This is a genomic window from Pseudomonas tremae (genome assembly GCF_001401155.1).
GTDB classification, from domain to species: domain Bacteria; phylum Pseudomonadota; class Gammaproteobacteria; order Pseudomonadales; family Pseudomonadaceae; genus Aquipseudomonas; species Aquipseudomonas tremae.
In genome coordinates, this window is the sequence record NZ_LJRO01000504.1 from 1 (window position 1) to 538 (window position 538).

General features: G+C 58.0%; 2 protein-coding genes. One reads left to right on the forward strand and one right to left on the reverse strand.

The genetic code is table 11. The annotated features are described in order from the left end of the window. Positions 1-211 (forward strand): glycoside hydrolase family 15 protein (locus ALO43_RS27460; protein WP_235812552.1); only part of this gene is annotated, 211 nt, incomplete at its 5' end. Here ALO43_RS27460 and ALO43_RS27465 read toward each other — a convergent pair. Next, positions 212-538: alpha-ketoglutarate-dependent dioxygenase AlkB (locus ALO43_RS27465; protein ID WP_174518525.1), on the reverse strand; the 327-nt coding region annotated here is incomplete at its 5' end.

A 538-nucleotide genomic window follows, 5' to 3' on the forward strand; every position in this document is an offset into this window, starting at 1 on the left:
TGATGACGCTGCACGGCTGTTCGAGAGGCTGTGTGATCTGTGCAATGACGTTGGTCTGCTGGCGGAACAATATGATCCGAAGGACGGCCGCATGCTGGGTAATTTCCCTCAGGCGTTCAGTCACATCGGCATTATCAACACCGCATTGAATCTGCATCGAGCGGTGTGCCCCGCACTGGCTCGCACATCGAGCGAGCTTGAAGGCGCATGATCAGTCGTCGCGGCCAGCCTTGCGAAACGTCAGATTGATCCGCTGTTCGCCGAGCAGAGGGTGCTCGGCCTGTTTGACGGGCAGGATGCCGTGAAAGCGCAACCGGTCCTCGCCGCCCCAGACCACCACGTCTCCATGAAACAGTGATATGCGTTGGGTCTTGTCGCTGCGCAGCAGGCCGCCGAACTGGAAGGTGGCCGGTATACCCAGTGACACTGATACCACTGGCCAGCGATGGTCGTACTCGTTTTTGTCCTGATGCAGAGACATCTTCGCCCCAGGGATGTATCGATTGATCAGGCAGGCGTCAGGCATAAAGTCGGCATA